The following is a 21,765-nucleotide window of genomic DNA, read 5'->3' on the forward strand; positions in this document are numbered from 1 at the left end:
GCCGGTCCGCCCGAGTACAACCCGGTACGAGGACGAACCGGCAACACCGCCGGCGGAAACCTGGATCCACCGACTCACGCACCGCATTCCGGTGCGCGACACTAGGAGAAACCCGATGGCGTTCGGCGAGGTCACGGTCATCCCGGTCAACGGGCACGGTCCCGAGGACGTCGTGGTCGACGACCAGGGGCGGATCTACACCGGCGTCGACGACGGGCGGATCCTGCGCGTCACGCCGGACGGCAAGCGGATCGACGTCCTCGGCGACACCGGCGGCCGTCCGCTGGGGCTGGAGTTCTACGGCGAAGACCTCCTGATCTGCGACGCCAAGGCCGGTCTGCTCACCATGCCGCTCGCGGGCGGTCCCGTGACCACGCTGGCGACTTCGGCCGTGGGACTCGATTTCGTGTTCTGCAACAACGCCGCCGTCGCCACCGACGGCACGGTGTACTTCACCGACTCGTCGCGCCGCTTCGGCATCGAGAACTGGCGCGACGACCTGATCGAGCAGACCGGCGGCGGCAGGCTTCTGCGGCGCACGCCGGACGGGAAGATCGAGCAGCTCGCCGACGGTTTCCAGTTCGCCAACGGCGTCGCGCTGCCGCCCGACGAGTCCTATGTGGCCGTGGCCGAGACCGGCGCCTACCGAGTCGCACGGGTGTGGCTCACGGGGGGCAAGGCGGGCACGCGGGACTACCTCGTCGACGACCTGTGGGGCTATCCCGACAACATCTCGACCGGCAGCGACGGGCTGATCTGGATCACCGTGGCGAGTCCGAAGGTGCCCGCGCTTTCCTTGGTGCAGAAGCTCCCCGCGCCGTTGCGGGCCGGTGTCCGGGCGTTGCCGACGGCCCTGCAGCCCGCACCCGCGCGGGAATGCGGGGTGCGCGGCGTGACCCCGGACGGGAAGCAGGTCCACGAACTACGCGGGGAGATCGACGGGTTCCACCTGCTCGTCGGCGTCCGCGAGCGGGCCGGGACCCTCTACTTCGGCTCCCTGGAGGACAACGCGATCGCCGTCACCTCAGTCTAGGCAGAATTCGTTGCCCTCCGGGTCGTTCATCACGATGAAGCCGAGGCTCAACGGCTCCTCGGGCTCGAAGCGCTGAATCCGCTTCGCCCCCAGCGCGACGAGCCTGTCGCACTCGGCTTCGAGCGCCGCCATGCGCTCGTCTCCCACCAGCCCGGGAGCGGCGCGGATGTCGAGGTGGACGCGGTTCTTGGCGATCTTGTCCTCCGGGACCTGCTGGAAGAAGATCTTCGGCCCTTCGCCGTCCGGGTCTTCGAGGGCCGAGCGGCTGTTGCGCTGATCCTCGGGCACGCCGACCCGCTCGAGGAACTCGGCCCACGCGTCCAGCGGATCCGTGCCCTCGGGTACCTCCACCCCGGGAGGACCGGGGTGGACGTAGCCCAGGGCGTCACGCCAGAAGATCGAGAGGGCTTTCGGGTCGAGGGCGTCGAAGCTGACCTGGAATTCGCGGCTCTTGCGGTTCATGGGACCACTCTGACATGCCTAGCGGACAGGATCGGTCCGCTATCTCTGGCACAGTGGGTGACATGGAGGACGAGCGCGGGACGACCGAGCGGGTGCTCACCCTGCTCGGGCTGCTCCAGCAGCGCGCCGTGTGGACCGGCCCGGAGCTGGGGGAACGGCTCGGCGTCACCCCGCGCACGATCCGGCGGGACGTCGAACGGCTGCGGGCGCTCGGCTATCCGGTGCAGGCCAGCAACGGTGTCGGCGGCGGGTACCAGCTCGGCCCCGGCCACGACATGCCACCGCTGCTGCTGGACGACGAGGAGGCGATCGCCACCGCGGTCTCGCTGCTCGCCGGCGCGGGCAGCGGTGAAGCCACACTCCGCGCGCTGACGAAGCTCGACCGGGTGCTGCCGACCAGACTGCGGCACGAGGTGAGCGCGCTGTCCGGCTCGGTGGTCGCCTTCGACGGAATCCGCGCGCCGATCGACCCCGACGTCCTCATGACACTGGCCCGCGCCTGCCGCGACGAGGTCGAGGCGGGCTTCGGGTATCCGTCGCCTTCGGGATTTACGCCGCGACGGGTCGAGCCGTACCGGCTGGTGGCTTCCGGCCGGCGCTGGTACCTGCTCGCCTACGACCTCGGCCGCGACGACTGGCGCACCTTCCGCGTCGACCGGATGACCGAGGTTTCCGCGCGGTCATGGCGTTTCCGTCCGCGCCCGGCGCCGGACGCGGCGGCCTACGTGCAGGAGAACATCGCCAGCCGGGTCTACCGGCATCAGGCACGGTTCCTGGTGCACGCGCCCGCTCCGGTCGTGCGGGCGCAGGTCCCGGCTTCGGCGGCCGTGGTGCGGGAACGGGGGCCTTCGCGATGCGAGGTGTTGAGCGGGGCCGGGGATCTCGACTTCCTGCTGATGCACGTGGTGGTGCTGGGGCACGCGTTCGAGGTGATCGAACCGGCGGAGCTGGGGGAGCGGTGCCGGGTTCTGGCCGAACGGCTACTCGGGGCCGCAGGACCTGCGCAAGTAGGTGACTAGGCGCTGTCCTGTAAGTCATGTTCGCGGTCTTCGCGCCCAGGCGGTTCCTGACGGCACGGGCGGCTGCGGCCGAGTACGACCCGGTACGAGGCCGATCCGCCCGCACCGCCAGGAACCACCTGGATCACGAAGCCCATCGAACAGACTTACAGGACAGCGCCTAGTTGCGGGGGACTCTAAGGCCGGTCGGGTGGGGAGAGGGGCGTGCGGCCCGGCGTTGGGTGCGGGCCGGGCCCGGTCTGCCAGGTGTTGCGAAAGCCACTTTCGCAACCTTCAATGTTGCGAAAGTGGCTTTCGCAACGTCGGGGGCACGCCTGATCGCCGACACCAGCCGACCGGCACGCAAGTAGGTGACTAATTGCGGCGGTAAGAGCTCACCGTCCGGTCCACTGAGGCGAACGCCCGGCCGTCCAGGCCGCATAGAACTCCCCGTGGTCCTTCGCCGTCATCAGCAGAGCCTGCGTGATCGCCTCGAGCTCGATGGAACTCCCCAGGTCCATGTCGAGCTCCCGCGTCAACAGCACCTTCGTCGTGCTGTAGGCCAACGCGGGTCCGTCGGCGAGCCGCCGGGCCAAAGCGGAAGCCTCGGAGGCGAGCGAATCGTCGGGTACCACCTTCGAAGCCAGGCCGATCGCCTCCGCGCGGGCCGCGTCGATCTTGTCTCCCAGCATCAGGAGTTCCGTCGCGCGGCCCAGGCCGACGAGCCGCGGCAGCAGGTACGCCGAGCCCATGTCCGCGCCGGCCAGGCCGACTTTCGTGAACAGGAAAGCGAATTTCGCCGACGACGCCATGAGCCGGAAGTCGCTCGCCAGCGCGATCACCGAACCCGCGCCCGCCGCGATGCCGTTCACCGCGGCGATCACCGGGATGGGGCACTCTCGTAGCGCTTTCACCACCGCGCCGGTCATGCGGGTGAAGTCCAGCAGTTCCGCGGACTCCATTTTCTGCAGTTCGCCGATGATCTCCTCGACGTCGCCGCCGGAGCAGAAACCGCGCCCGCGGCCGGTGATGACCAGCACCCGGACGTCGCCGCGGTGCGGCAGCTCGGCCAGCAGGTCGCGCAGGTCCGCGTAGGCGTCGAAGGTGAGCGCGTTCAGTTTTTCGGGGCGGTCCAAGGTGACCGTGGCGACGCCGTCGTCCACGGTGAACTCGAAGTGCTCCCAGTCCGTCGTGATCGGCGGCGTGGCGCGGAACGGGCTCATGACTGGATCCCACCTCCATCGAGGACGAGTGTCTGTCCGTTGATCGCGGCGGCTTCGGGCGCCGCGAAGAAGGTCACCGCGTGGGCGACCTCGTCGGGTTCGAGCAGGCGGCCGAGCGGGGACGCGGCGGCGAGGGCGGCTTCCGCGCCGGCTTCGTCGCGGCCGGTCCGTTCCTGGATCCGGGCGACCGAGGCGGCCGTCATGTCCGTGCGCACGAAGGCCGGACAGACGGCGTTCGCGGTGACGCCGGTGCCCGCCAGTTCCGCGGCGGTGGCGCGCATCAGGCCGACGGCCGCGTGCTTCGACGCGGTGTACCCGGCCGTGTAGCGGTAGCCGATATGCGACGCGGTCGAGGCGACGGTGACGATCCGGCCGGTGTCACGCGACCGCATACCGGGCAAAACCGCCCGTGTGCACAGAAAAGCACCGGTCGCGTTGACCTCGAACTGGCTCCGCCACTGCTCCAGCGACGTCTTCGCCAGCGGGGCGCTCGCCGAGATCCCGGCGTTGTTCACCAGCACGTCCACCGGGCCGAGGTCGTCGAAGTACCGGGCGACGGCGTCTTCGTCGGTGACGTCGCAGTCGGCCCGGCCGGGCGCGTGCACCTTGTCCCCGGCGGCCTGGAACCGGGCGGCGATGGCCGCGCCGATCCCGCGTGTCCCGCCGGTTACGACGACGATCCTGCTCACTCTGCCTCCACCCGGCGCAACGCGCGCCGATCGAGTTTTCCGTTGGCCGTGCGGGGAAGTTCGGTCACGAACACCACCTCGCGTGGATACTTGTGCTTCGCCAGCTGAGCCCGCGCGTGGTCCTTCAGTTCGTCGGCGGTCACGGAAGCGCCCTCCGCCAGGACGACGCACGCCCGCGGGACGACCAGGCCGTCGACGGTCACCCCCAGCACCGCGCAGTCGACGACGGCGGGATGACCGATGAGACAGTCTTCGATCTCGCTCGGCGCGACGAACACGCCGGACACCTTCAGCAGGTCGTCGGCGCGGCCGTGGTGGTGGAAGTACCCGTCGGTGTCGCGACTGAAGAGGTCACCGGTGCGCAGGGTGTCGCCGTGGAACGTCCGCGCGGTCTTCTCCGCGTCGCCGTAGTACTCCCGCGCGATGGTCGGGCCGGTCACCTCCAGGGTGCCGATCTCCCCGTCCGGTAGGGGATCGCCGCTCTCGTCGAGAACGCGAGCGGTGTAACCGGGGACCTCGCGGCCGAGGCTGCCGACCCGCTGCGCGCCGGGCACATTGGACAGGTAGATGTGGTATGCCTCCGACGAGCCGATCCCGTCGATCACCGGGACGCCGAACGTGTTGTCCCACTTGCGATGCAGCTCCGAGGGCAATGCCTCGCCCGCCGACGTGGCGAGCCGCAGCGAACTCATGTCCACAGTAGACGCTGCCGGATGGGCGATCATCGCGCTCATCATGGTCGGCACGTTGACCAGGATCGTGGGGCGGTAGCGCTCGATCAGCGAGAACAGCAGTTCGGCGGTGCTGCGTTGCGGGAACACGATCCCGGACGCGCCGACGCCGAACGGGAACAACGCGGTCAGATCCCGCGCGTAGCCGAAGAACAACTTCGGCACGGCCAGAACGCGGTCGCCCTCGCGGAGGCCGAGCACGCCGAGCGCGTACCGGTCGAAGCTCTCCAGCGCGCTGCGCGCCGGATGCACGCAGGCCTTGGGCGAGCCGGTGCTCCCGGTGGTGAACTTCCAGATCGCGACATCGTCCAAAGTGGTCGGAGCGGCTTTCAGGTCGGGAGAAGCCGACGCGACCAGCGCGTCGAACGAGTGCTCGCCGGGCTCCACCTCGACATCGCCGATGACCAGCAGGTTCCGTGCCCCGGCTTCGCGCAGCGCGGGCAACGTCGAGCCGTCCGCGATGACGACGACGGCCTCGGTGTAGGCCAGGTAGTACGCGTAATCCTTGGGCTGGAGGAAGGAATAGACCTCGGCGGTGACGGCGCCGATCTTCTGCGCCGCGTACCAGACGGCCACGAACTCGACACTGTCGTTCAGCGCCAGCAGGACCCGCTGTCCACTTCGGACACCGAGGTCGCGCAGTACGTTCCCGGCGCGGTTCACCAGTGCCGCCAGTTCCGCGTACGTGACCTCCTCGTCGCCGCACAGCAACGCCGTCCGCTCGCCGGGGAGGCGGTCCACGAAATGGGTCGCCAGGTTGAAGGTCATACCAGCTCCCGGATCGCTTCGACCAGGATGTCGGTGAGCACCGAGAAGGTCTTCTCGCCTTCTTCGGCGCTCGCCTGGGCAGGAGTGCCGCAGTAGGCCTCGGTCATCCCGGCCGAGGCGAAGTCCGTGACCCCGCCGCGCGCCAGGTCGACGTGGACCGCGGGCAGCGTGCGCTGGACGGCGGCGTCGACGAGGTCCGGCCGGTCGGCGAGCACCAGCGACGTCTCGTACTGCCCGGCGTGGCACTCGCCCGAGCGGAACTCGTCGGTGAGCCGGGTGGCGTACCGGCGGCGGACGAGGTCGACGAAGCCGACGCCGCCGATCTCCGCCACGCGCCGCAGCACGGCCAGATGTGCCGGTTCGAAATGGTTGTTGACCAGCAGGATCCGGGAGAAACCCTGCTCGGCGAGCGCCCCGCAGATCTCGGTCAGCAGCGCGTGCAGGGTCTCTTCGCCGATCGAGATGCCGCCCGCGAAGCCGGCCGCGAACCGGGTCACGCCGTAGGGCACCTCGGGGAGGATCAGCACGCGGACGCCGGGGTCACCCGCCAGCCGGGCGGCGGCACGCTCGCACATCCCCCGTGAGATCAGGGGATCGGTGCCCAGCGGCGCGTGCGGCCCGTGTGGTTCGACCGCGCCCACCGGCAGTAGCAGCACGGGGACGCGCGCATCGGACGCGAGCGCGGCCACCTGACGCGAGCTCAACTCCGCGAAGTACGTCACCCGAATCAAGCTACACCGCAGCGGCCTGAGGTGTATAGAGTTGCGCGCATGCCCGAATCGGCCACACCGCACGGCGACCCAGGTCCCCAGGAACTGGTGATGACGCTGCTCGGCACCTACGTGTCGCCGCGCGAGAGCCGCCGTGTCTGGTCCGGCGGCCTGGTCGCCGTGCTCGCCGGGCTCGGCTTCTCCGACGGCGCCGCGCGGATCGCGCTGGCCAGGCTCGCCCGCCGCGACCTGCTCGCGAGACACAAGGCCGGCAGGCTCACCCACTACTCGCTGACCCGCCGCACGATCGCGCTCCTGGAGGACGGCGACCGCCGGATCTTCTCCCTCGGCAGGCGCGAACGCGAGGTCGGGGAGTGGACCGTGCTGTGGCAGAGCATTCCCGAAAGCCGCCGCCAAGCCCGGGAACGGCTGGTGCGCCGTCTGCGCTTCCTCGGTTTCGGGCCGGTGCAGGACGGCACCTGGATCGCTCCGCACGACCGCGAGGCCGAGGTGCTCGCCCTGCTGGCCGAACTGGACGTCTCCGAGTACGCCGGGCTGATGCTCGGGAAACCGTCGGCGGGCCTCGACGTCCGGCGGTTCGCCGGCCGGGCCTGGAACCTCGACGGCCTCGCCGCGCGATACGACGCGTTCGTCCGGGATTTCGGCGGGTACCCAGGTGACCTGCCCGACCCGGAGGCGTTCGCCGTCCGGACCTGGCTGACGCACACCTTCCGCGCCTTCCCGTCGCTCGATCCGGAACTCCCGGTCGAGCTGGTACCGGCTCCGCCGAGCCGGGCGGCCGCGGTCGACCTGTTCCACGATCTTTACCAGGCACTGGCCCCGGCCGCGCAACGCCATTTCGATGAGGTGACAGAAAAATGACAGGCGACACTCAGGCCGCATTGAGTTACACGTCCTACCTTTCGCTGGACGAATTGCTGGACGCGCAGCATCCCCGCTCCGACGAACACGACGAGTTGCTCTTCATTGTTATCCACCAAGTGTATGAACTTTGGTTCAAACAAGTTCTCCACGAGGCGCTTTACCTGCAGGCGCAGCTCGAGGCGGGTAACACCGCTCACTCCGTCCGTACTCTGCGGCGAATCCTGACTATCTTCAAGGTGGTGGTCGCGCAGATAGATGTGCTCGAGACGATGACTCCGAGCCAGTTCACCAGTTTCCGTGCGCGACTCGACGCTTCGAGCGGGTTCCAGTCGGCTCAATTCCGCGTTCTGGAGGCCGTTCTCGGCCGCCGGGACGAGCGGGTGTTCGCGCATTACCCCGAAGGCGGTGAACAGCGCGCCCAGATCTCCGACGCGATGTCACGGCCGTCGCTCTTCGATTCCTTCGTCACCTACCTCGCGGTGAAGGAGTACGACGTCCCGACCGGGCGCGATGTCACCAAGCCACTCGAACCCTCTCCGGCGCTCCAAGAGGTTCTGTTGCGGGTCTACCGCGATGACACCGGGCCGTCCGTCGTGGCGGAGCACCTGGTCGATCTGGACGAAGGGATGCAGGAGTGGCGGTATCGGCACGTGAAGATGGTCGAGCGCACCATCGGAGACAAGACCGGGACGGGGGGTTCGTCGGGCGCGCACTATCTTCGTTCGACGCTTTTCTCCCCGATGTTCCCGGACCTCTGGGCGGTGCGGAGCAGGCTTTGACGAACCTCGACGAACTCCGCCGCGACCCCAACGCGCTCGCGGCGCACTACGCGGAATTCGGCGTGGCGGACCGGATCCTGTTGACCGGGCACTCGCATCAGGCCTGGCCCGACGTCGCGCGGGAGGGCCTTCTCGATGCCTTCGCCGACGCGGCCGAAGAGGTCGACACGAAGTGGGACCGGGCCTTCGCGAAGGCCGACGAGATGCGGGCCGGGTTCCGGGCGTTGCTCGGTGACCCGCACGGCGCCATCGCGCTCGGCGCGAGCACCCACGATCTGGTGATCCGGTTCCTCTCGGCGATGGATCTCCCGCGCCATCCGCGGCTGGTCACCACCGACGGGGAGTTCCACACGCTGCGCCGTCAGCTGGCACGGCTGGCCGAGGAAGGCGTCGAGGTGGTCCGCGTCCCCGCGACGCCGGTCAACACCCTGGCCGAACGCGTCGCGGCCGAGGTCACCGAAGACACCGCCGCCGTGCTCGTCTCGGCCGTGCTGTTCGAGACCTCCCGGCTCGTGCCGGGCCTCGCGCATCTCGCCGACGTCTGCCTTTCGAAGTCGGTGAACCTCGTCGTCGACGCCTACCACGCGCTCGGCGCCGTCCCGTTCTCGCTGCACGACCTCGGGCTCACCAACGCCTGGGTCCTCGGCGGCGGCTACAAGTACCTCCAGCTCGGTGAGGGCAACTGTTTCCTGCGGATGCCCGCGCACGCGCAGGAACTGCGCCCGGTCGTCACCGGCTGGTACGCCGAGTTCGGCGCGCTCGCGGACGAGCGCCGACCCGGCCAGGTCGCCTACGCCTACGGATCGGACAGGTTCGCCGGAGCGACCTACGACCCGACGAGCCACTACCGGGGTGCTCGCGTCTTCCGGTTCTTCGCCGAGCAGGGGCTCACGCCCGAGTTCCTGCGGGAGGTCTCGCGGCACCAGGTCGGTTTCCTCGCCGAGGGCTTCGACAAGCTCGGGTTGCCCGAAAAGGTCATCACGCGTGACCGCGAGACACCGCTGGACCGGATCGGCGGTTTCCTGTCACTGAAGTGCGCCGACGCCGGCGCGCTTCAGGCCGCCCTCGCCGGACGCGGCGTCCGTACCGACAGCCGCGGCCCGTACCTGAGGTTCGGGCCCGCACCGTACCTGTCCGATCGCCAGCTCGACTCCGCGCTCCACGTCCTCCAAGAGGTCGTCGACGGCTGAGACGGCTCTGCCCCGGTTTGGCGAACGGACCGGGGCGATCTAGGTTTGCGATGTGGCACCGTCGCCGCCGGACGACCTTCGTCGGGGACTGTGCCTTGTTGCAGGAACTTCGCACGTGAGCCACAAGCAGCGTGCACTCCAGGACAAGGAGTCACCACAGTGACCGAAGTGTTCGGCCAGGGTACCGGCCATGAACAGGTCGTCTTCTGCCAAGACCAGGCCACCGGCCTGAAGGCCATCATCGGGATCTACTCGACGGCGCTGGGTCCGTCGCTCGGCGGAACCCGGTTCTACCCTTACGAGTCCGAGGAAGCCGCGCTCGCGGACGTCCTCGCGCTGTCGAAGGGGATGGCCTACAAGAACGCGCTCGCCGGGCTCGACCTCGGCGGCGGCAAGGCCGTCATCATCGGCGATCCCCAGAAGCACAAGACCGAAGCGCTGCTTCGCGCCTTCGGCCGGTTCGTCCAGTCGCTGGGCGGCCGCTACATCACCGCCTGCGACGTCGGCACCTACGTGCAGGACATGGACATCGTCGCCCGCGAATCGGAGTTCGTCACGGGCCGCTCGCCGGAGAACGGCGGCGCCGGCGACTCCTCGGTGCTCACCGCCTTCGGCACCTACCAGGGCATGCGCGCCTCCGCGGACGCCGTCTGGGGCGTCCCGGACCTCGCGGGCCGCAAGGTCGGCGTCGCCGGGGTCGGCAAGGTCGGGCACATCCTCGTCGGGCATCTGATCGAGGCGGGCGCGCAGGTGGTCATCACCGACGTGTCGCCCGCGGCGATCGAACGCACCCGCGCGGCGTACCCCGGGGTCGAGGTCGTCGAAGACCTCGACACGCTGATCCGCACCGAACTCGACGTCTTCGCGCCGTGCGCGCTGGGCGGCGTGCTCAACGACGAGACGGTCGGGCTGCTGCGCGGCAAGATCGTCTGCGGCGCGGCCAACAACCAGCTCGCGCACCCGGGCATCGGCAAGCAACTCGACGACCGCGGCATCCTCTTCGCGCCGGACTACCTGGTCAACGCCGGTGGCGTGATCCAGGTCGACGACGAGCGGCACGGCTTCGACTTCGCGCGCGCCAAGCGCAAGACGACGGCCATCTTCGACACCACCAAGGCGGTGTTCGCACTGGCCAAGGCCGACGGGGTCCCGCCGTCGACGGCGGCCGACCGGCTGGCGGAGCGCCGGATGGCCGAGGTCGGCGGACTGCGGTCGATCCTGACGGTGTAGCTCTCCCCGCAAGTGCAATGAAGGGGCCTTTCATAGCAAAATTTGCTATGAAAGGCCCCTTCATTGCACTGGGGACTTGGCCGCAGGGGTGCCCGGAGGTGGCCGGTGTGCTGCGGTGCGGTGCGGTGGCGATCCGAGAGGTTGCGAAAGCCACTTTCGCAACGCCGGCTTTGCCCCTTCACAGGCACGGAGCCGATACAGGGCTCGGAAGCGGCGAAAGCCACTTTCGGGACACCAGGTGCTCCGAAAGTGGCTTTCGCGTCATGTGTATCCAGAGGCGCGGGGACTCAGCCGCTCTTGCGACGGAAGGTGCGCTTGTTCGCGGCCGGGCCGTGGGCGTGCAGGTTCTTGCCGCCGGCGTTCTCGTGTGCCGAGCCCGAACGGGCCTGGGCCTGCTTGCGCTCCAGGGCCTCGCGGAACTTGCGCTTGGTGTCGTCCTCTTCGCCATCCGCTGGGGACGGTGCCGGTTCAGTCATTACTACCTCCGAGGTGACGACATGTGACGTTCTCACCCTGTCAGGAACCATCCGGATTGGCGAGTCGATTTACGTCACCTGGGCGGCGTGGGCAGCCGGACCGGGCCGCCGAACCGGACCCGGTCGCGCAGCAGCGGCCGCCAGCAGTGGTCGCACAGCAGGATCGGCTTCAGCCGGTTGCCGCAGTCCACGTGCTCCAGCGTGATGTCCGGGTCCTGTCCCGGCACCTCGAAGCCCCGCGACCATTCGGCGATGAACGCCAGCGCGGGGAAGAACGCGAGCCCTTTCGCCGTCAGCCGGTAGTCGTGCGCGTCGGTGCGGGTCTTCGCGGTCCCGGTCCGCAGCACGCCGACGTCCACGAGTTTCGACAGCCGCCCCGAAAGCACGCTCGGGCCGATGCCGAGTTCGCGTTCGAACTCCGAGAAGTGCCGTGCCCCGAGCAGTGCGCTCACCACCAGCCCGGTCGACCACCGGTCGCCGAGGAGTTCCATGGTGTCGGGGAAGAACATCAGCGGGTCACCGGCGAGGGATTCGGCGTCCTTGCGGCGGAAGCGTTTCGTCGCCGTCGCTTCGACGACGCCGGTGTCGTCGAGCCGCCGCGCGCGGACGTCGCGGGCGTCGACCCGGCGTTCGCAGGAGGCGCAGCCGAGCGGCGCCGAAGTGGGCAGCTCGCAGTCGAGGTGGATCAGCGTCGGCAGCACGGCACGCCGTCCCTCGACCCATTCCCGTTCCCACGCCCAGATCGAGATCAGCAGCGGCCACAACGCGAGACCGCGTTCGGTGAGCCGGTACTCGTGCCGGGTGCGGCGCGCGTCGCGGTACGGCGTGCGGACGAGCATGCCGCCGTCGACCATTTCGCGGAGCCGCCCGGACAACGCGGTGGGGGAGATGCCGAGTCGCAGCCGGAGTTCCTCGTACCGGCGGAAGCGCAGGAACAGGCTCTGCAGGATCAGCAAGGTCCACTGGTCGCCGAGCAGTTCGAGCGCCCGGCGCAACGGATCGCCCGCCGGCCGGACGCGGTGCGCCGTCGCCTCTGTCACGTACGTGCCTCTCCGGTGATGTCGCTGTCAGCGTACTACTGACTACAGCAGCAGAAGTCTATTGACAGCTGACTACAGAAATCATAGTGTCTCGGCAATCGGTCAACGCGAACCAGCCGGGGAGAACCGATGACCAGTACCTCCGAGCAGCCGGTCCTGGTGGCAGCCGCCGCCGGAGAACCCGAGGTCAACCCGTACCTGCTGGGTGTCTACGCCCCGGTCGGCGAAGAGATCGACGCGAGTGATCTCGAGGTCATCGGCAAGATCCCCGCGGACCTGAACGGTGTGTACCTGCGCAACGGCCCCAATCCGCGATTCGAGCCGGAGGGCCGCTACCACTGGTTCGACGGCGACGGCATGATCCACGCCGTCCACCTGGAGAACGGCAAGGCCCGCTACCGCAACCGCTGGATCCGCACCAAGGCGTTCGAGGCCGAATCCGAAGCGGGCAAGGCGCTCTGGAAGGGCGTCATGGAGTCACCCAAGGGCAACCCGTTCGGCAACTCGCACGGCCTGAACGTCAAGGACAGCGCCAATACCGACCTGATCTTCCATCGAGGCAAGGTGCTCTCCACCTGGTACATGTGCGGCGAGCCGTACGGGGTCGACCCGCTGTCGCTGGAGACGCTGGGCGCCGAGGACTTCCTCGGCACGCTGGTCGGCGACCTGATGGCGCATCCGAAGGTCGACGAGCGCACCGGCGAAATGTTCTGGTTCGACTACGGGCCGCGGCCGCCGTACCTGCGCTACGGCGTGATCAGCGCCGACGGCAGGGTCGCGAGCACGACCGAGATCGAACTCCCCGGTCCGCGCCTGCCGCACGACATGGCGATCACCGAGAACTACGCGATCCTGATGGACTTGCCGCTGGTGCAGGACAGGGAGGCGGCGCGCAACGGCCGTCACAAGCTGGTGTTCGACCGGTCGCTGCCGAGCCGGTTCGGGGTGTTGCCTCGCTACGGTAACGGTAGCCAGATCCGCTGGTTCGAGGCCAGCCCGTGCTACATCTACCACGTCGTCAACGCCTGGGAGCAGGGCGAGGAAATCGTCCTCGACGTCTGCCGCGTCCAGCGGCCGAGCCCTCGGGCCGACGCACGCACCCCGCTCGCCAAGATGCTGTCGTACCTGCGGCTGGACGCCTCACCGCACCGCTACCGGTTCAACCTGCGGACCGGGCAGTGCCTGGAGGACCAGCTCGACGACGACAACACCGAGTTTCCGTCCGTCGACTCGAGGGTGGTCGGCGGCCGGAATCGCTTTTCCTACGCGGTGCACATCTCGCCGGATTCGACGCTCAAGTTCGACGGCCTGGTGTGCTACGACAATCGTGCCGGCGCCAAGACCGAATATCGCTTCGGTCCGGGCCGGTGGGGCAGTGAGGCGCCGTTCGCACCACGCGACGGCGCGGCCGCCGATTCCGCTGACGGCTATCTGGTGACCTTCGTCCAGGACGAGCGCGAGGGGCGCTCGGAACTGGACGTCTTCGACGCCGCCGATCTCGCTGCCGGACCCGTGGCCAGGGTCCTTTTGCCCCAGCGTGTCCCGCTCGGTTTTCACGCGACCTGGGTCCGGGCGGACCAGCTGGAACCTTCCGGTAGCCGATGATCCCCTTCGCATCCGCCCACCGGAGGGGAGTGGGCAGGTGCGCGCACGCCGGGAAGCCGTGTCCGAGTCGCCCCTTCCAGGGGGTGGGGCGACTCGGACACGGCCTTTCGCACGGAACGTCGTACCGCTCCGGCGAGCGCGCCGATCGTGGTCGCGGTGGCGAACACGACCGCGGCGACACCGGTCTCGGTGGTGAACTGAAGCTCGCCCGCCGTGCCGACGGTGAATCCCGAATGGACACTCCAGGCGATCAGCGCCGTCCCGGCCGCCGCGGCCAGGCGTGTCACGGCGCCGGTGGCGAGCACGACGAAACCCAAGACCACCAAGGAAAAGCTGTGATGTCGGGCGGAACCGAGGAGCCCGGCCACCGACGCCGCGACGACGACGGAGACACAACCGAACGGGAAGCCGAAGCACTCGGGTTTCCTCATCCGCCCAGTCAACTCCACGTCACCGAGCATGCCGTCGGCGTCGACGGGTTCCCTACGCCTCCGCCGGAATTCTTGACGGAACACTGACCCCTTATCGAGGAGAAGGTCAAAGGTGTCGTGAGGCTGGTGGTCTGGCGTGAGGTGGTCGTGAGTGGCGTTTCGGGTTAGAACCCGAATCGCCACTCACGACCCCCGGCACCGACCACGCCACCCTTGCCTTGCCCCTCAAGCCTTCCGCGCGTGCACGATGATCGCGTCGGCGATCGCGGGCCACAACTGCCGCGGCAGGTCGTGCCCCATTCCGGGGAACAGCAGCAGTTCGGCGTCCGGGATCGCTTCCGCGGTCGCCTTCCCGCCGCTGACGTTGATCAGCGGGTCGCTCTCGCCGTGGATGACGAGCGTCGGGACGCGGACCTCGCGTAGCTTCGCCGTGCGGTCACCCGAGGCGACGACGGCGGCCGCCTGCCGCAACGCGCCCGCGGGGTGATTCGCCCGGTCATAGTTGCGGGCGGCCTTCATCCGCAGGAATTCGTCCTCGGACGGGTGCCCAGGCGAGCCCACGAGCTTGAACCACTCGACGCCGTCCGCGATCGCCTGTTCACGGGTGGCAGCGGGCGGACGCGTCAGCCCGGCGAGCGCGGCGGGCTCCGGATGCCCGACCGAGGGATCCCCGGTCGTCGACATGATCGAGGTGAGGCTCAGCAGCCGCTTCGGCGCGTCGATCGCGAGCTGCTGCACGATCATCCCGCCCATCGAGGCACCGACGACGTGCGCCCGCTCGAAGCCGAGCGCGTCGAACAGCCCGGTGACGTCGGCGGCGAGATCGGAAAGCAGGTACGGCGCGGAGGTCAGGTCGCCCGCGGCGAGCGCGGCCAGATCCGGCGCGGGGAGATCGTCCAGATAGGACGAGAGGCCGATGTCGCGGTTGTCGAACCGGACGACGTGGAACCCGCCCGCGGCGAGCAGTTCGCAGAAGCCGACTTCCCACGTCACCATCTGGGCGCCGAGACCCATCACCAGGACGAGCGGCGGATCCGCGGGGGAGCCGAAGGTGTCGTACTCGAGTTCGAGACCGTTCACACGCGCGCGGGGCATGCCACGATCCTGCCGGAACCGCCACCATCGGACCAGGCGAAGGCGGATACGGTAGCCCGCATGCCGACTTTCTCCGAAGACGCGGGTTCCCGGCCGAGGTCGCGCGCGGCTTCCGGACGGCAGGCGGTCACCAGAGACCGCATCGTCGACGCGGCGCTGGAGCTTTCGGCCGAGTCCGGGCTGGAGAACTGGACGCTGCGGCAGCTGGCGGCCGCCGTCGACGCCTACCCCGCGGTGGTCTACCACCACGTGGGCGACCGCGACACCGTCGTCGTCGCGGTCCTGGACCGGGTGGTCGGCGAGCTGACCTTGCCCGACGAGACCCTGCCGTGGCGGGACTGGTTCGACGAGTTCCTGCCGACCGTGCGGACAGTGTTGCGCCGCTATCCCGGCTCGGCGCGGCGGCTGGCCCTGTTCGGGCCGTCGGTCGCCGCCGCCGTGCCGACCATGAACACCGGCATCGGCCGTCTGCTCGCGGCGGGCTTCGGCACCGAGGCGCCGTTCGCCTACAACCTGCTGCTCGCCACCGCCTGCCAGTTCGTCGCGATGGAGGACGACCGCGAGAGCGCGATGGCGCTCCAGCTCGACCGGTCCGAGGGCTACGCGGCGTACCGCACCCGCGAGGATCTGCCGGGGATGGCGGCGCTGGGCGAATCGATTTCGGCGCTGGTCGCGGATCCCGATCTCGCGGCGGGTTACTACGAGCGGCTCTACGGTTACGCCGTGCAGCGCTGTCTCGACGGGCTCCAGCATCGGCTCACCCAGTTGAACGCTCTCGGAAGTTTGACAGAGCCGTGACAGCGAATCGGCGTAGTGTGGAGGAATACCGGTGCTCGTCACCGGTCCCGAAGCCCCTGGCACCAACCTCCCCCTCGAGGTGCCGGGGGCTTCTTTTAGGCGCTGTCCTGCAAGTCATCGAACAGACTTGTTGAGGGGTAAGGCAAAAGTGTCGTGCCGGGGGGTCGTGAGTGGCGATTCGGGTTAGAACCCGAATCGCCACTCACGACCCCCCGGCACCGAACCCGCCAAGTTCGCCTTCCCTCTCGATGCCGGACAGCGCCTACCCGTGACGCGGGGCGGCGCGCTGGATCTCGGGGAAGACCTCGCCGACCAGTGTGACCAGTGACTTGCTGAGCAGCGTGTGCACCTGCGCGCGGTCGAGCGAACCGCGGACGAGCCATTCGCGGCCCGCCGCCTTGACCATCCCGCCGAACGCGCGGACCAGCGCGTTCAGCTCCTGCCCGTGTTCACTCTCGCGGGAGAGGCCGACGGCTTCGAGTACCCGGTCGGCCGATTCGCGATCGGCCTCTTCGAGGATCCGTTCGACCTCGAGGTCCCGGCCGATGCCCTCCGGCGCGATCGCGGCCAGCCACATCTTCTCCTGACTGGTGACCATGTCCAGGAACCAGTCGATGGCGACGTCGGCGCGCAGTTCGAGCGGGCCCTCCGGCAGGATGTCGACGGCGAGCCTCGGCACGGTCAGCGCGCGGCGGATGATCTCCAGGTACAGCTCGCGTTTGGTGCCGAAGTAGTGGTTGATCAACCCCCTGGCGACCCCGGCCGCCGCCGCGATGTCCGAAGTGGACACTTCCGAGTAGGGACGGTCCGCGAAAAGGCGGGCCGCGCAGGCGAAGATCTGCTCCTTGCGTTCGTCCGGTTCCAGTCTCCGCCATCTCGGCGCCGGCTCGGTGGTCATGCGGTCAATCTTCCCACGATCGATTCAGCCCGGCCGCACAACGGCCGTATTGCTGTGACATGAAAAAGCAAAGTGTCAGTTAATCCGGCGTGTACCGTCTGTTGGCCCGCTGGTCTTTACCGTCTTCATTCAGGTGGCATGCCGTGCGCGCTGTCGGGGCGCGTTTGCCTCCTACCGGCCCGGCCTGGCGAGTAACCCCCCCTAGCTCGCCAGGCCCGGGCCTTCTTACGAGCCTGTTGGCGGAGCTGAGGACGGCCTCGTCGAATGGACCCGACGCGTGAACCCGCCTTTACCGTGGCGGGCGTTCGGCGGGCAGGAGCAGCGTGAACGTCGCCGGCGACGGGCTGGTCAGCCGCAGCCGCCCGCCTTCCGCCTCGGCGAGGCTCCGCGCCAGCCGCAGCCCGATCCCATGCCCTTCGCGCTCTTCGGACCGTTCCCCGGTCACGAACGGATCGTGACCGTCCTCGATCGTGCCCTCGTCGCTCACGTCGATGGCCAGCGCGTCCCCGGCGTCTCGGGCGAGGACGGTGACCGTGCCGCGTCCGTGCGTCGCCGCGTTGTCGAGCAGCACGGCGAGCACCTGCCGTACGGCCGCGTCCGCCGCCCGCGCCGGCAGGGCCTCGCGTCCGCTGATCCGCAGCGCGCGGCCGCGTCCGGCGAGCAGGCCGTGCCAGGTCTGGCGGACCTCTTCGAAAAGTTTGCCGAGGTCGAGCAGCGCACGCGGCGCCCTGGTCTGTTTGGCCAGCGCCAGCAGGTCGTCGATGGTGCGTTCCAGCCGGTCGGCCGACGCGATGCCGTCGCGGATCGTCGCGTAGGGGTCGCGATCGGGGCTCTCCAGCGCCGCCTCGAGTTGCAGGCGCAGGCCGGTCAACGGCGTCCGCAGCTGGTGGGAGGCGTCGGAGGAGAAGGTCCGCTCGCGTTCCAGTGTCTCGCCGATCCGCTCGGACGTGACGTCGAGCGCCTCGGCGACCTGATCGATCTCGCGGACCCCCGTCCGGCGGGCGCGGGCGGTGAAGTCGCCCTCGCCGAGGCGTTCGGCGGTGGCGGCCAGATCCTCCAGCGGCCGCGCCAGCCGGGTGGCGATCCGGCGCCCGATCAGCCAGCTGGCCCCGATCGCGAGCCCGGCGAGCACGATCATCTTGATCCAGGTCAGCCGGATCTGGGCGTCCAGTTCGGACCGGGGGTGGGCGGCGCGGACCACGCCGACCAGCGACTGCCCGCTGAGCACCGGGACGGCAAGGACGACCTCGTCTTCGCGCGTCCCGGTCGCCATGTCGGTGTAGTGCGCTTCGCGGACGTATCGGTCTTCGCTGGCCGGGCCGTTACCGGCGAGGAGCCTGCCGGTCGGGGTGTAGACCGCGACCCTGATCCCGCGGATGTGGTCCTTGTCCGGTTTGATCGGCCGGAGCTCCGGGACCCGGCCGTTGGCGAGATCGCCGGTCACGTCGAGCACGACCGTGTCGGCGACCCGTTCGAGGTCGTGGGTCGAGTTGCCCTCGTGGAATCTGGCGACCGCGATGGCCAGCGGGGCTCCGAAGAGGGTGATCGCCAGCACCGCGGCCAGCACGGTGAGGGTGACGATCCGGCGGCGCACGGACAGAGTGTGGCCGACGAGGGAGAGGATCACCCACTCGACGCGATATTTTGCCGTCCGTTGACCTGAGATCAAGGCGATGTTGACCCCGTTCGCTTTACCTTGGGGCCATGCGCCGACGTGCCGCCGTCATGGCAGGCCCGGGGCCCGGATCCGTCCCCCTCGTCCGGTTCGCCGTCCCGGGCGAGTGTGTGGCCGTGCTGCCCGCCGGAAGTGGCGACGCCCCCGCCGGTTCTCCCGATGTCGGAGTGCTGCTCAGGCGCGGGAACCTCTTCGGCCATCTCACCGTCGGGCAGAACGTCGTGCTGGCGGGAAGGCTCGCCGGCCGCCGCTCCCTGCGCGACGCCGGCGACCTGCTCGAACTGGTCGGACTGGCAGGCCGAGGTGATACCTATCCGGGCACGCTGTCGCCGCTGGAAGGCGCGCGGGCCGGGGTCGCCGTCGCGCTGGCCGGGGCGCCCGGGGTCGTCGTCGCCGACGAACCGGCAGGCGAACTCGACGGGCTCGCCGCGCTCGAACTCATGGATCTGCTGTGCGCGGTCGCGGCCCGCGGGACGGCCGTCGTCGTGGCGACCCGTGACCACGAGATCGCCGCGGCGGCGCACCGGATCGTGAGAGTGGCGTGACGCCGCCACTGGTCCGCACCGACGAGCTGGCGCACACCTACGGTTCCGGCCTGACCGCGGTGGTCGCCGTGCACGGCGTCACCTGCGTGATCCGCGCGGAGACCCGCGCGGTCGTGACCGGCAGGGCCGGTGCCGGGAAGACCACGCTGCTGCACGTGCTCGCCGGGATGAAGAAGCCGACGGCGGGCACCATCGAGTGGCCCGCGTTCGAGCCGTCGCCGCCGGGGCCCGACCTGATCGGGCTGGTGCTGCAGGACGGCGGGCTGCTGCGCGATCTCGACGTCCGGCTCAACGTCGCCCTGCCGCTGGTCCTCGCGGGCCGCACCGGCACCGCGGTCCGCGACGCCGTCGACGGCGCGCTGGAGCTCGTGGGCCTCGCCGGTTTCGCCAAGAAGGCGCCTCGCGACCTGACCGGTGAGCAGATCCGGCTCGCCGTCCTGGCCAGGGCGCTCGCGCCCGCACCGAAACTCATCCTCGCCGACGACCCGGCGGGCTGGCTGGACCAGCGCGCGGGGGAGCGGCTCCTCGGCAGGCTCGTGCAGGCCGCGGACCGGCTGGCCGCCGGACTGCTGGTGGCCACCGCCGAACCGGCCCCGGCCGGGCTGTTCGGCGAACAGTGGGCGATGGTCGACGGGAAGCTGGTGCGGGACCGATGATGGCGGCGATGGCGTTGTGGGTCGGCGGGCTCGCGCGCGTGCGCCCCGCCAGGCTCGGCGTGCCCGCGGCCGGGGTCGCGATCGTGACCACGTTGCTCGCGGTGCACGGCTGGACGGGGACTCTGGCGCCGCGATGGGTGCCCGCGATGGTGCTCGTGGTGCTGCTGGCCACCCCTTCGGCGCGGGTGCTGCGGGCGGATCAGGACCTGCTGCGCGCCCGCGGGGCCACCGGCGGGCAGGTACTCGGGCTGGCCGCCGCCGAAGCCACGGCCTCGGGGCTGGCCGGCGGCCTGGTCGGGGTCGCCCTGTCACTGGCTTGTGGTTTCTCGACCGGCTCCGGCGTAGCGCTCGTCCGGGAAATCGTTCTCTTGCTGCTCGCCGGGACGCTCGTCGCGGCGCTCGCCGTCCTGCCTCCGGTGCTGCGCGAGTGGTATTTCGTCCCGGCCGACGACGGGCCGCCATGGTGGTCGCCCTACGGCCTCGACTTCCTCCTGCTCGCGCTCGCCTTCGCCTGGCCGCTGTTCGGCTGGGCAGGCGGCACGATGCTGTTGTGGCGGTTGGTGGAGCTGGGGCTGCGGAAGGGAAAGCGGGCGATCGGCGGAATACTCCGGCCGCTCGTCTCGGGGCTGGCGGGCGTGCTCGCGCTGTCCATTTCGTGGCGGAGCGCGCTGCTGGCGCGGTCGGTGGTGCTGGTCGCGCTGGCCGTGGCGTTCGCCATCTCGACCGTCTTGACCAAGGACGGCTGCGGCGAGGCCAAGGTCGACCTGATCGTGTCGCTGATCCTCGCCGCCGCCGCGGCCGGGCCGTCGTTCGGGGCGGCGCTCAACGAACGTCGCCGCGACCTGCTGATCGTGAGCACGCTCGGCGGGAAACGGCGGCAGGTGGCGGCGTTCATCGCGGGTGACGCGCTGGTGGTCGCCGGCGGGGGCCTGCTCGGAGGGCACCTGCTCGGCATCCTGTTCGTCGTCCTCGCGCGCCTGGAACGAGTGCCTCCGCCGCACGGGTACTTCGGCCTGCTGGCGGCGGTGGTGATCGTTTCGTGCGTGGCGGCGTCGGCGCGGATCGCGCAGCTCGCCGCCCGCGACGAGGTCTCCGACCTGCGCGATTACTGAGCTTCGAAGGGCTGTTCGAGGCGGTACCCGTGGCCGCGCAAGGTCGAAATCCGCGGCGCCTGCTCAGGCGTGGGCGCCGACTCGGTCAGTTTCCGGCGCAGCGCGGCGATGTGCACGTCCAGGGTCTTCGTGGAGCCGTACCAGTGCGCGTCCCACACCTCCGACATCAGGGTGTCCCGGCTGACCGCGACACCCGGCTGCTCGGCCAGCCGGGCGAGCAGGTCGAACTCCTTGGCCCGCAACGGGATCTCCCGTCCACCGACACTGACCCGCCGTCCGGCGGTGTCCACCCGCAGATGGCCGACGGCGATCGAGGGCTTGCTTTCGGGCGGAGCCGTCCCGCGCCGCAGATGCGCCCGCACCCTGGCGAGCAGTTCACCGAGGCGGATGGGTTTGGTGAGGTAGTCGTCGGCGCCTGCCTCCAGGCCCACGACGACGTCCATCTCCTCCTGCCGGGCGGTCAGGATGACCAGGACGGCGCCGGGCAGCTCCGCCCGCAGCCGTCGGCAGACCTCGACCCCGTCCAGATCCGGCAGGCCGAGGTCGAGCAGGACGAAGTCGATGTCGCCCTCCGCCGCGGCCGCGAGTGCGGTGCGGCCGTCGCGCTGCCAGGAAACCTCGTAGCCGTGCAGACGGAGCGTCGATTCGAGGACACCGCCGATCGCGTCGTCGTCTTCGACCACCAGCAGTTTCGGCATGCGGGGCAGCTTAACCGTTGAACACTGTTCTTTTCGGC

The 21,765-nt window shown here is 69.7% G+C and carries 23 protein-coding genes; 11 read left to right on the forward strand and 12 right to left on the reverse strand.

The genetic code is table 11. From position 1 onward, the window contains the following. Nucleotides 1-115 precede the first annotated feature (115 nt). The gene (locus DL990_RS28465; protein WP_125800464.1) at nt 116-1,033 is read left to right on the forward strand and encodes an SMP-30/gluconolactonase/LRE family protein; all 918 of its coding nucleotides are present in this window, start codon (nt 116-118) and stop codon (nt 1,031-1,033) included. Here the strand turns inward: DL990_RS28465 and DL990_RS28470 are convergent. Next, nucleotides 1,025-1,495 carry a VOC family protein gene (locus tag DL990_RS28470; protein WP_125800465.1) on the reverse strand — a complete coding sequence of 157 codons (471 nt, stop codon included), beginning with the start codon at nt 1,493-1,495 and terminating at the stop codon, nt 1,025-1,027. The genes DL990_RS28465 and DL990_RS28470 overlap by 9 nt on opposite strands. 62 nt (nt 1,496-1,557) lie before the next feature. Here DL990_RS28470 and DL990_RS28475 point away from each other — a divergent pair, with 62 nt between their 5' ends. Continuing rightward, nucleotides 1,558-2,514: a YafY family protein gene (locus tag DL990_RS28475; RefSeq protein ID WP_125800466.1), complete on the forward strand. Its 957-nt coding sequence runs from the start codon at nt 1,558-1,560 to the stop codon at nt 2,512-2,514. A 374-nt stretch (nt 2,515-2,888) separates the two neighbouring features. On the opposite strand, the gene DL990_RS28480 is transcribed toward DL990_RS28475, so the two are convergent. Genes DL990_RS28480 through DL990_RS28495 form a run of 4 tightly spaced genes read right to left on the reverse strand, consistent with a single transcriptional unit; the run spans nt 2,889 to nt 6,626 of the window. After that, the gene (locus DL990_RS28480; RefSeq protein ID WP_125800467.1) at nt 2,889-3,716 is read right to left on the reverse strand and encodes an enoyl-CoA hydratase family protein; all 828 of its coding nucleotides are present in this window, start codon (nt 3,714-3,716) and stop codon (nt 2,889-2,891) included. Further along, nucleotides 3,713-4,405, reverse strand: a complete 693-nt coding sequence (locus DL990_RS28485; RefSeq protein ID WP_125789943.1) for an SDR family NAD(P)-dependent oxidoreductase — start codon at nt 4,403-4,405, stop codon at nt 3,713-3,715. Before DL990_RS28485 ends, DL990_RS28480 begins: the two co-directional genes overlap by 4 nt. Beyond that, entirely contained in the window at nt 4,402-5,904 is a 1,503-nt protein-coding gene (locus tag DL990_RS28490; RefSeq protein ID WP_125800468.1) for a benzoate-CoA ligase family protein, read from the reverse strand. Before DL990_RS28490 ends, DL990_RS28485 begins: the two co-directional genes overlap by 4 nt. Beyond that, the gene (locus tag DL990_RS28495) at nt 5,901-6,626 is read right to left on the reverse strand and encodes a creatininase family protein (RefSeq protein WP_125800469.1); all 726 of its coding nucleotides are present in this window, start codon (nt 6,624-6,626) and stop codon (nt 5,901-5,903) included. Before DL990_RS28495 ends, DL990_RS28490 begins: the two co-directional genes overlap by 4 nt. Nucleotides 6,627-6,674: 48 nt before the next feature. Here DL990_RS28495 and DL990_RS28500 point away from each other — a divergent pair, with 48 nt between their 5' ends. From DL990_RS28500 to DL990_RS28515, 4 genes are all read left to right on the forward strand, one after another. Beyond that, nucleotides 6,675-7,496 (forward strand): PaaX family transcriptional regulator C-terminal domain-containing protein, encoded by an 822-nt coding sequence (locus DL990_RS28500; RefSeq protein ID WP_125800470.1) that lies wholly within the window; start codon nt 6,675-6,677, stop codon nt 7,494-7,496. After that, nucleotides 7,493-8,278, forward strand: a complete 786-nt coding sequence (locus DL990_RS28505; protein ID WP_125789939.1) for a tryptophan 2,3-dioxygenase — start codon at nt 7,493-7,495, stop codon at nt 8,276-8,278. The genes DL990_RS28500 and DL990_RS28505 overlap by 4 nt, the downstream gene beginning before the upstream one ends. Next, nucleotides 8,275-9,468 (forward strand): DegT/DnrJ/EryC1/StrS family aminotransferase, encoded by a 1,194-nt coding sequence (locus tag DL990_RS28510; protein ID WP_125800471.1) that lies wholly within the window; start codon nt 8,275-8,277, stop codon nt 9,466-9,468. Before DL990_RS28505 ends, DL990_RS28510 begins: the two co-directional genes overlap by 4 nt. 159 nt (nt 9,469-9,627) lie before the next feature. Continuing rightward, the gene (locus tag DL990_RS28515) at nt 9,628-10,698 is read left to right on the forward strand and encodes a Glu/Leu/Phe/Val dehydrogenase (protein WP_125789937.1); all 1,071 of its coding nucleotides are present in this window, start codon (nt 9,628-9,630) and stop codon (nt 10,696-10,698) included. A gap of 287 nt (nt 10,699-10,985) precedes the next feature. Here the strand turns inward: DL990_RS28515 and DL990_RS28520 are convergent, their stop codons facing one another. Both DL990_RS28520 and DL990_RS28525 read right to left on the reverse strand, forming a co-directional pair. Continuing rightward, the gene (locus DL990_RS28520) at nt 10,986-11,174 is read right to left on the reverse strand and encodes a DUF5302 domain-containing protein (protein WP_076164687.1); all 189 of its coding nucleotides are present in this window, start codon (nt 11,172-11,174) and stop codon (nt 10,986-10,988) included. A 74-nt stretch (nt 11,175-11,248) separates the two neighbouring features. Beyond that, entirely contained in the window at nt 11,249-12,214 is a 966-nt protein-coding gene (locus DL990_RS28525; RefSeq protein ID WP_125789936.1) for a helix-turn-helix domain-containing protein, read from the reverse strand. Between the two features lie 129 nt (nt 12,215-12,343). Between DL990_RS28525 and DL990_RS28530 the strand changes: the two genes are divergently transcribed. After that, nucleotides 12,344-13,819: a carotenoid oxygenase family protein gene (locus DL990_RS28530; RefSeq protein WP_125800472.1), complete on the forward strand. Its 1,476-nt coding sequence runs from the start codon at nt 12,344-12,346 to the stop codon at nt 13,817-13,819. Here DL990_RS28530 and DL990_RS28535 read toward each other — a convergent pair. Further along, nucleotides 13,768-14,250 (reverse strand): hypothetical protein, encoded by a 483-nt coding sequence (locus DL990_RS28535; RefSeq protein ID WP_125800473.1) that lies wholly within the window; start codon nt 14,248-14,250, stop codon nt 13,768-13,770. The two genes, DL990_RS28530 and DL990_RS28535, sit on opposite strands and share 52 nt — an antisense overlap. A 225-nt stretch (nt 14,251-14,475) precedes the next feature. Continuing rightward, nucleotides 14,476-15,345: an alpha/beta fold hydrolase gene (locus DL990_RS28540; protein ID WP_125800474.1), complete on the reverse strand. Its 870-nt coding sequence runs from the start codon at nt 15,343-15,345 to the stop codon at nt 14,476-14,478. 60 nt (nt 15,346-15,405) lie between these two features. Here DL990_RS28540 and DL990_RS28545 point away from each other — a divergent pair, with 60 nt between their 5' ends. Continuing rightward, entirely contained in the window at nt 15,406-16,143 is a 738-nt protein-coding gene (locus tag DL990_RS28545) for a TetR/AcrR family transcriptional regulator (RefSeq protein WP_125789932.1), read from the forward strand. 262 nt (nt 16,144-16,405) lie between these two features. Here the strand turns inward: DL990_RS28545 and DL990_RS28550 are convergent, their stop codons facing one another. Both DL990_RS28550 and DL990_RS28555 read right to left on the reverse strand, forming a co-directional pair. Further along, nucleotides 16,406-17,041, reverse strand: a complete 636-nt coding sequence (locus tag DL990_RS28550; protein WP_125788014.1) for a TetR/AcrR family transcriptional regulator — start codon at nt 17,039-17,041, stop codon at nt 16,406-16,408. Nucleotides 17,042-17,330: 289 nt separating this feature from the next. Further along, a complete protein-coding gene (locus DL990_RS28555) occupies nt 17,331-18,668 on the reverse strand; it encodes a HAMP domain-containing sensor histidine kinase (RefSeq protein WP_125788013.1) in 1,338 nt (445 codons plus the stop codon). A 77-nt stretch (nt 18,669-18,745) separates the two neighbouring features. Here DL990_RS28555 and DL990_RS28560 point away from each other — a divergent pair, with 77 nt between their 5' ends. From DL990_RS28560 to DL990_RS28570, 3 genes are read left to right on the forward strand one after another with little or no spacing between them, the layout of a single operon-like run. Continuing rightward, nucleotides 18,746-19,261 (forward strand): lipoprotein ABC transporter ATP-binding protein, encoded by a 516-nt coding sequence (locus tag DL990_RS28560; protein ID WP_233620599.1) that lies wholly within the window; start codon nt 18,746-18,748, stop codon nt 19,259-19,261. After that, nucleotides 19,258-19,917: an ATP-binding cassette domain-containing protein gene (locus DL990_RS28565; protein WP_125788012.1), complete on the forward strand. Its 660-nt coding sequence runs from the start codon at nt 19,258-19,260 to the stop codon at nt 19,915-19,917. Before DL990_RS28560 ends, DL990_RS28565 begins: the two co-directional genes overlap by 4 nt. Nucleotides 19,918-19,925: 8 nt before the next feature. Further along, nucleotides 19,926-21,029 (forward strand): ABC transporter permease, encoded by a 1,104-nt coding sequence (locus tag DL990_RS28570; protein ID WP_233620600.1) that lies wholly within the window; start codon nt 19,926-19,928, stop codon nt 21,027-21,029. Here the strand turns inward: DL990_RS28570 and DL990_RS28575 are convergent. After that, the gene (locus DL990_RS28575; RefSeq protein WP_125800476.1) at nt 21,023-21,727 is read right to left on the reverse strand and encodes a response regulator transcription factor; all 705 of its coding nucleotides are present in this window, start codon (nt 21,725-21,727) and stop codon (nt 21,023-21,025) included. The two genes, DL990_RS28570 and DL990_RS28575, sit on opposite strands and share 7 nt — an antisense overlap. Nucleotides 21,728-21,765: the final 38 nt, after the last annotated feature.

The sequence above is a fragment of the Amycolatopsis sp. WAC 01416 genome, from assembly GCF_003947485.1.
Lineage (GTDB): Bacteria > Actinomycetota > Actinomycetes > Mycobacteriales > Pseudonocardiaceae > Amycolatopsis.

Bases quoted from the DNA above. Each gene is read 5' to 3' on its own strand.
- DL990_RS28465 (WP_125800464.1), top strand. From the start codon at position 116: ATGGCGTTCGGCGAGGTCACGGTCATCCCGGTCAACGGGCACGGTCCC.
- DL990_RS28470 (WP_125800465.1), bottom strand. From the start codon at position 1,495: ATGAACCGCAAGAGCCGCGAATTCCAGGTCAGCTTCGACGCCCTCGAC.
- DL990_RS28475 (WP_125800466.1), top strand. From the start codon at position 1,558: ATGGAGGACGAGCGCGGGACGACCGAGCGGGTGCTCACCCTGCTCGGG.
- DL990_RS28480 (WP_125800467.1), bottom strand. From the start codon at position 3,716: ATGAGCCCGTTCCGCGCCACGCCGCCGATCACGACGGACTGGGAGCAC.
- DL990_RS28490 (WP_125800468.1), bottom strand. From the start codon at position 5,904: ATGACCTTCAACCTGGCGACCCATTTCGTGGACCGCCTCCCCGGCGAG.
- DL990_RS28500 (WP_125800470.1), top strand. From the start codon at position 6,675: ATGCCCGAATCGGCCACACCGCACGGCGACCCAGGTCCCCAGGAACTG.
- DL990_RS28505 (WP_125789939.1), top strand. From the start codon at position 7,493: ATGACAGGCGACACTCAGGCCGCATTGAGTTACACGTCCTACCTTTCG.
- DL990_RS28520 (WP_076164687.1), bottom strand. From the start codon at position 11,174: ATGACTGAACCGGCACCGTCCCCAGCGGATGGCGAAGAGGACGACACC.
- DL990_RS28530 (WP_125800472.1), top strand. From the start codon at position 12,344: ATGACCAGTACCTCCGAGCAGCCGGTCCTGGTGGCAGCCGCCGCCGGA.
- DL990_RS28535 (WP_125800473.1), bottom strand. From the start codon at position 14,250: ATGAGGAAACCCGAGTGCTTCGGCTTCCCGTTCGGTTGTGTCTCCGTC.
- DL990_RS28540 (WP_125800474.1), bottom strand. From the start codon at position 15,345: ATGCCCCGCGCGCGTGTGAACGGTCTCGAACTCGAGTACGACACCTTC.
- DL990_RS28545 (WP_125789932.1), top strand. From the start codon at position 15,406: ATGCCGACTTTCTCCGAAGACGCGGGTTCCCGGCCGAGGTCGCGCGCG.
- DL990_RS28550 (WP_125788014.1), bottom strand. From the start codon at position 17,041: ATGACCACCGAGCCGGCGCCGAGATGGCGGAGACTGGAACCGGACGAA.
- DL990_RS28560 (WP_233620599.1), top strand. From the start codon at position 18,746: ATGCGCCGACGTGCCGCCGTCATGGCAGGCCCGGGGCCCGGATCCGTC.
- DL990_RS28570 (WP_233620600.1), top strand. From the start codon at position 19,926: ATGGCGTTGTGGGTCGGCGGGCTCGCGCGCGTGCGCCCCGCCAGGCTC.
- DL990_RS28575 (WP_125800476.1), bottom strand. From the start codon at position 21,727: ATGCCGAAACTGCTGGTGGTCGAAGACGACGACGCGATCGGCGGTGTC.